We start from the raw sequence: 5726 nt of genomic DNA, 5'->3' as shown, positions 1-5726 counted from the left end.
GGGCGATCTGCTGCTCCAGGGTCCAGGGCCCGTCCGAGGCAGGGAGCGTCGCACCGTCCGGATCGCCGGTGATGCCACGCAGGTCAGGGGCCGTTGCCGAGTGGAACACGTAATACGTGGTTCGCCTCATGAGCACCTCCCTTGCTCGGGATGGATCGCCTCTGGGCCTTGACTCATGATCGGAATGATAACGCAGAGGCTGGTCCTTCAGGTCCGGTCGCGAGAACCAAGAAGAATAGACCCGGCAGTCCAGCCCCACCGTACCCGGTTGCGAAGATGACGGGGATCCCGCGGCCGTAGATCACCGCGGCGACGGGATAACTGAGCCTTCCATTCAGATTGAGATCGAGAACAGCGACGTCGAACTCGGCGTCCTGAGCAAGTGCCAGAGCTGTCTCGAACCAAGCCACGGGCCCGATGGGGCTCTCTTCATCAGCAAGCCCGTCCATCCGGAGACGTTGATCCAGCTTACTCAAGACACTTCTGCCTCAGTCCGATCCAAAAAGCCTTACGCGCCTCAACCAACCTCCGCCCATTTAACCGACCTTCAAGTCGCTAAAATATGCGATCAAACGCGCAGAGAGACTCTGCCTTCTGCGGGCGAATGGCCAGGTTACTCAGAACTGAGGCCAATAGGTTCGCATTGATCCTGGTAGGGCACAGCGGCAGCGATGCAGCACGTCACGGTCTTCGGCGGGTCGGGCTTTATCGGTCGGCATCTGGTCGAGCATCTCGCCAGGACGGGAGCGTCCGTGCGGATCGCGGCGCGCCATCCGCTCGCCACAGCAGAGCCTCTGAGGCTCGCTCAGGTCCAACTGGTCGAGGCCGACATTCTCGATGATGCGGCTGTGCAGGCGGCGATCCAAGGAGCTGACACGGTCATCAATCTGATCGGCATTCTCTCGCAGGCAGGACGGCAAACCTTCACGGCCCTTCATGAAGATGGGGCTCGCCGGGTGGCCGCCACCGCCAGGCGCTTGGGTGTCCGGCAACTGGTTCATGTGTCGGCGCTCGGGGCCAGCCGCACAGCACCCGCACTGGCGGACCGCTCCAAAGCGGCCGGCGAAGCGGCGGTGCGCGCCACTTTCCCCGAGGCGACGATCATCCGTCCCAGCTTGGTTTACGGCCCAGACGATCACTTCTTCAATGGCTTTGCCGCGCTGGCGCGCCGGCTGCCGGCGCTGCCGCTGGTCGGCGGCGGGCAGACGAGGCTTCACCCCGTCTATGTCGAGGATATGGTGGCGGGAGTTGGTGCCATTCTGGCGAACCCCGCCAGCCGCGGCCAGACCTACGAGTTCGGCGGCCCCCGGGTCTATACCTTCAAAGAGCTGCTTGAGTTTGTCTGCGCGACCATCAGCGTCCGACTGTTGCTGGTGCCCCTGCCATTCTGGACGGCCGAGATGTTGGGTGGGCTGCTGCAGGTGTTCCCTGACGCGCCGCTCACCCGCGATCAGGTCCGGCTGCTGAAGACAGACAAGGTGGTCAGCGGCGCCGAGTCAACATTGGGCGATGTGGGGATTGAACCAAAAGTACTCGAGACCATCGTGCCTGACTATTTGGCAGTATATCGACGGGACTGACCTCCGCGGAGCCCGTCGCGACGGGCAGGAAAGCTGGAGCACATTTCTGCGGCTTTGTTGCATGAATCGGATTGCGGACGCATTGAACGCACCCGTAACCCAAGTTCAAGTGATGCGGACAGACTTTGGGCGTCCAAGCTCAAGCAGGCGGTTAAGGGCATGAACCGCAATTGCGATCTCGGTGATGCGACGTCGGTCTGTCCGCGAGCGCAGTGCTTCACCGAGCTCGCGTTTGAACCGGCCGATTGCAGTCTCGATAGTCTGAACACAATTGACAAAAGCGTTTGGCTTCCGTGTCCGGAGTGGTGGGGATCACATAACGGATCTCGACCTCGCCGTTGGTGACGATGACCCGTGCCACCAGCCATTCCACCAGCTGGCGCTTTTGCTCCCATGTTGCTTGCTCCAGCCCGTCGCACACCCGCCGGCAGAAAGCCTCTAAGGTCAGGCCGAAGCGTTTGATCTCGGCTTGGCGATCCAACTGCTCCGCTTGGGCGTCGAGCGCCTGCTGCGCCCGCTCCAGATCAGGCCGGCGCCGCCGATACTCCTCGAGGCTCAACACTCCTGCCAGATAAGCCTCCGTGAGCCGCTCGATCTGCTGCTGTAGGCGAGAATGTCCGCGTCGCAGCACCTCGCGACGAGCCTGCAGATCCTGCGGCAGCCAGTGTCCGCCATGGGCTCGTTCCAAGGCAAGCTGGAGCGCCTCCGGATGGGTCAGCAGCTGACACACATCCTCCCAGACCAAGGCGTCCAATCGCTCGGCCGGAATGTACCGCGCGGGGCATCGGGTTTCCCGGTGCGAGTCGAAAGCCGCCTGCTTGCCTCGACAGAAGTAGTAGCGATAGCCCGTCGACATGCTGCGCCCGAAGCGCCAGGCGCGATCAGAACGCGCAACAGATTGAACCACCTCATTCTTCTGATCCCATCATGGGAGAGCTCGAGAGCTGATCCCGAAGAGAAGCAAGACCCGCGAGTGACGTCAAATACCGGAACGGTAAAACAGCCCAAAAGCGCTTGACCTTAAACTGCCGAATAGAGAAGTGCCCTTGAACACGCCACCTTACGCCATCGGTCACGATCGCTGAAGCCCCGTAATAAAAAGCGCGACACATTCCCATTTAGCTGCTCTCGCAGAGATTTATATTACTAATCGTTTAATAGTATAAATTATGGGCAATTGTATTCATTGAAGAAGGTGTGTAATCGTAACTACATCTAGCATGGATACGCCTCTATGACTGGTCTGGTGACGCGCCCAAGTACAGCGTTCCGATAAGCGACTAAGAATATGGCGTGGGAGGGAATATGCTGTGGCCCGGTCCAGTGCCTCGGGACGCCCTTGTGCGTTACTCGTCGAGAGCAATGCCGCTATTGGCATGTACCTAGCCGATGATCTGGAGGATCAAGGCTATGCAGTTGCGGGCCCGTTTACTTGTGCTGGCGCGATGAAGTGGCTCGCGACCGACACCCCTGACATAGCGGTCTTGGATGTTGACTTGCAGTCTGGCTCCTGCGTTGGAATGGCGCGTGAACTGAAGCAGCGGAAAGTGCCAATCATTGTCTACTCACCTCATGAACAAAAACATGCTCTGCCTGAGTTTCAGCAGATGCCCCGGGTGTCTATCCCATCAACCATCGACGCGCTCCACAATGCTTTGGCGGATTACGGGATTGTAGAAGGCCGTCAATCTCAGCCTAAGGAGCGTCAGCGATAGGCCTTGAGGCTGCGATTTTCTTGCTTTGGCTGACAACCCACTCTGACGTCAGCACTGCGGTCCCGGTCCGGTATCAAACGTAGGCCATCTTGCGCGGGTGAAAGAAGGGGTTCTGACAGAACCCTACGCCGCGGCCCTCAAGGCAGAGAGTGAAGAGCGGTTGGCTTGGAGTGTCCTTGTCATCGCGGCCTGCTAGACGGTGACGGAGTAAAGCGTCTGAGCACTAATGCCGAGATTGGGGGGTGTGGCACACCTTGACACTCAGCCGCTCACCCTTAACCTCCCTGGCTATGCCAGCACGCAGAACCATGAATGTTTCCATCACCCCGAAGCTGGAACAGTTCGTTGCAGCCCGTGTGGCTTCTGGACAATATCAGAGCGCGAGTGAGGTTGTCCGCGCGGCTCTGAGGCTGCTTATACGGGAAGAAAAGATTCAGAACAGCCCCCGCCGAGCGTCTGAGCATGAGCGACAAAAATTCTGAGTTGTTGGACCAGAATAGCCTGCTTCAGCAGCTTGAGGCGACGCTCCAGCGTCTTGAGAAGCTAGAGCATGAGAACGAGTATCTTCGGACTCAGTTGACGGCTCGACGTGCCGAAAGCAACGCTACTGCGGCTTCTACGGCGGACAAAGTACAAGAGGACATAGCCTCCATCGCATTAGAGCACGCTCACAGGCTGGCTAGCGCCAGTTCGCGCATCAGGGAACTCAGGCAATCCCGGAATTCACTGCGTGCCAGTGAAAGCTGGCTTCGCGCCATCCTTGAGAGCGCAACGGACTACGCCATCATCACGCTTGACCTGAATGGCGCTGTCACAAGCTGGAACAGCGGAGCGCGGAACATCCTCGGCTGGGATGAAGATGAGATCCTCGGACGCAATGGAGCATTCTTCTTCACCTCTGAGGACCGGGAAGCAGGTGTGCCGAAGAAGGAGATGCAAACCGCTGTGGCTCAAGGACGAGCCGGGGACGAACGCTGGCACCTGAAGAAGGACGGAACCTGTTTCTGGGGGAACGGTGTTCTTATGCCCATCAGGGATGGCGAGCTACTGGGCTATCTCAAGATCCTGCGCGATCGTACGGAGGAGCGGCAAAGCGAGCAGGACCTACGCGAGAGCCAAGAGCGGCTTTGGGAGATCCTGGAGAGTATCTCGGACGCCTTCTATGCTGTGGATCATGAGTGGCGCTTCACCTACATCAACCGCAAGACCGAAGAGATTTGGAGCCGCAGGCGTGAGGACCTTATTGGCAAGGTCTATTGGGAAGAGTTCCCTCAATCTGTCGCTAGTATTCCCTATAAGGCCCATCAACAGGCGATGCAGGAGCGCCGCCCGGTGCGCATTGAGGCTTTATCGCCCATTGTAAAATACTGGGTGGATATCAGCATCTATCCAACAGCCGATGGCGGGCTGTCAGTCTACTTCAGGGACATCAGCGAGCGAAAAAGGGCAGAGGAGCATCAGCGCCTACTGATCAACGAGTTGAATCATCGGGTGAAAAATACCCTTGCTACCGTTCAATCCATCACAAGTCAGACCTTGCGCACGGCTGCGACACCTGAAGCGGCCAAGGAAGCTATCGCAAGCCGCCTGATTGCCTTATCGCGAGCTCATGATGTTCTGACCCGTGAGAACTGGGAAGGCGCTTATCTGCGTGAAATCATTCGCCAAGCCATCGAGCCTTACCGCTGGTACGGCGATGGTCGCTTCGACATCCGAGGGCCTGAGGTCAGGCTATCCCCTCGCGTTGCGCTGGCGATGGCCATGGCACTCCAGGAGCTTGTGACGAATGCGGTGAAGTACGGTGCACTCTCGAATGGGACAGGCCGGGTGATGATTGTCTGGACACTGACGGGCGATGCGGGCCAGCCCGTGATGGAAATGTGCTGGGAGGAAATGGGAGGCCCGCCTGTTCAGGAGCCGAGCTGCAGAGGTTTTGGAACGAGATTGATTGAGCGCAGCCTTGCTCAGGAGTTGAGCGGCAAGGTGGAAATCAAGTTCGAGCCTGGTGGTGTAGTTTGCACCATGGTTTCGCCGCTGGCGGTTGAGACTCAGCTCGAACGGTAAAGATTCTTCCTATTGCTACGGGTTTGAGTAACAACTGCTCGTGGCTCTGAATCGTTTGTCTCAACGGTGGGGGATGGCGTACTCCAGCGATCAAATGGCTCCGGAGGGAGGACGTCCTGCAACCTCCCCGTCCCGGGCAGGCTCGAGTGCACCTTGGCGCCTGATCGACTTCTTGGCGCGGGAAAGGATGAGTCGTCATGGCCATCGGCCGTTCTCGGGAGGATTGAGATCGTGGCGGAGACCGGAGGGTACCACGTTGTCCTCGGTGCCACCGGCGGCGCCGGTCGGGCCCTCGTGGCCGAGCTGGCCCGCCAGGGCCGGCGCGTGCGGGCGGTCAGCCGCAGAGCCCCTGAGCCAGGGCCCAAGG

The 5726-nt window shown here is 59.2% G+C and carries 6 protein-coding genes; 4 read left to right on the top strand and 2 right to left on the bottom strand.

Annotated elements, in window-relative coordinates; translation table 11 throughout:
- Positions 1-173: 173 nt before the first annotated feature.
- Entirely contained in the window at positions 174-476 is a 303-nt protein-coding gene (locus tag ACS5Q1_RS46155) for a response regulator (RefSeq protein WP_473104501.1), read from the bottom strand.
- 195 nt (positions 477-671) lie between these two features.
- Between ACS5Q1_RS46155 and ACS5Q1_RS46150 the strand changes: the two genes are divergently transcribed.
- The gene (locus ACS5Q1_RS46150) at positions 672-1580 is read left to right on the top strand and encodes a complex I NDUFA9 subunit family protein (RefSeq protein ID WP_473104500.1); all 909 of its coding nucleotides are present in this window, start codon (positions 672-674) and stop codon (positions 1578-1580) included.
- A gap of 217 nt (positions 1581-1797) precedes the next feature.
- On the opposite strand, the gene ACS5Q1_RS46145 is transcribed toward ACS5Q1_RS46150, so the two are convergent.
- On the bottom strand, positions 1798-2487 hold the full coding sequence (locus tag ACS5Q1_RS46145) for a recombinase zinc ribbon domain-containing protein (protein ID WP_473104499.1): 690 nt from the start codon (positions 2485-2487) through the stop codon (positions 1798-1800).
- A gap of 403 nt (positions 2488-2890) precedes the next feature.
- Here ACS5Q1_RS46145 and ACS5Q1_RS46140 point away from each other — a divergent pair, with 403 nt between their 5' ends.
- The 3 genes from ACS5Q1_RS46140 to ACS5Q1_RS46130 all read left to right on the top strand — a co-directional run bounded on the left by ACS5Q1_RS46140 (position 2891) and on the right by ACS5Q1_RS46130 (position 5359).
- Complete coding sequence (locus tag ACS5Q1_RS46140; protein ID WP_473104498.1) at positions 2891-3295, top strand: response regulator; 405 nt, start codon at positions 2891-2893, stop codon at positions 3293-3295.
- Positions 3296-3585: 290 nt separating this feature from the next.
- Positions 3586-3777 (top strand): type II toxin-antitoxin system ParD family antitoxin, encoded by a 192-nt coding sequence (locus ACS5Q1_RS46135; protein ID WP_473104502.1) that lies wholly within the window; start codon positions 3586-3588, stop codon positions 3775-3777.
- A complete protein-coding gene (locus tag ACS5Q1_RS46130) occupies positions 3758-5359 on the top strand; it encodes a sensor histidine kinase (protein ID WP_473104497.1) in 1602 nt (533 codons plus the stop codon). The genes ACS5Q1_RS46135 and ACS5Q1_RS46130 overlap by 20 nt, the downstream gene beginning before the upstream one ends.
- The last annotated feature ends 367 nt before the right edge of the window (positions 5360-5726 follow it).

Source organism: Microvirga sp. GN3 (genome assembly GCF_055792825.1).
This window is presented reverse-complemented; position numbering and strand designations above follow the sequence as displayed.

Bases quoted from the DNA above. Each gene is read 5' to 3' on its own strand.
- ACS5Q1_RS46150 (WP_473104500.1), top strand. From the start codon at position 672: ATGCAGCACGTCACGGTCTTCGGCGGGTCGGGCTTTATCGGTCGGCAT.
- ACS5Q1_RS46135 (WP_473104502.1), top strand. From the start codon at position 3,586: ATGCCAGCACGCAGAACCATGAATGTTTCCATCACCCCGAAGCTGGAA.
- ACS5Q1_RS46130 (WP_473104497.1), top strand. From the start codon at position 3,758: ATGAGCGACAAAAATTCTGAGTTGTTGGACCAGAATAGCCTGCTTCAG.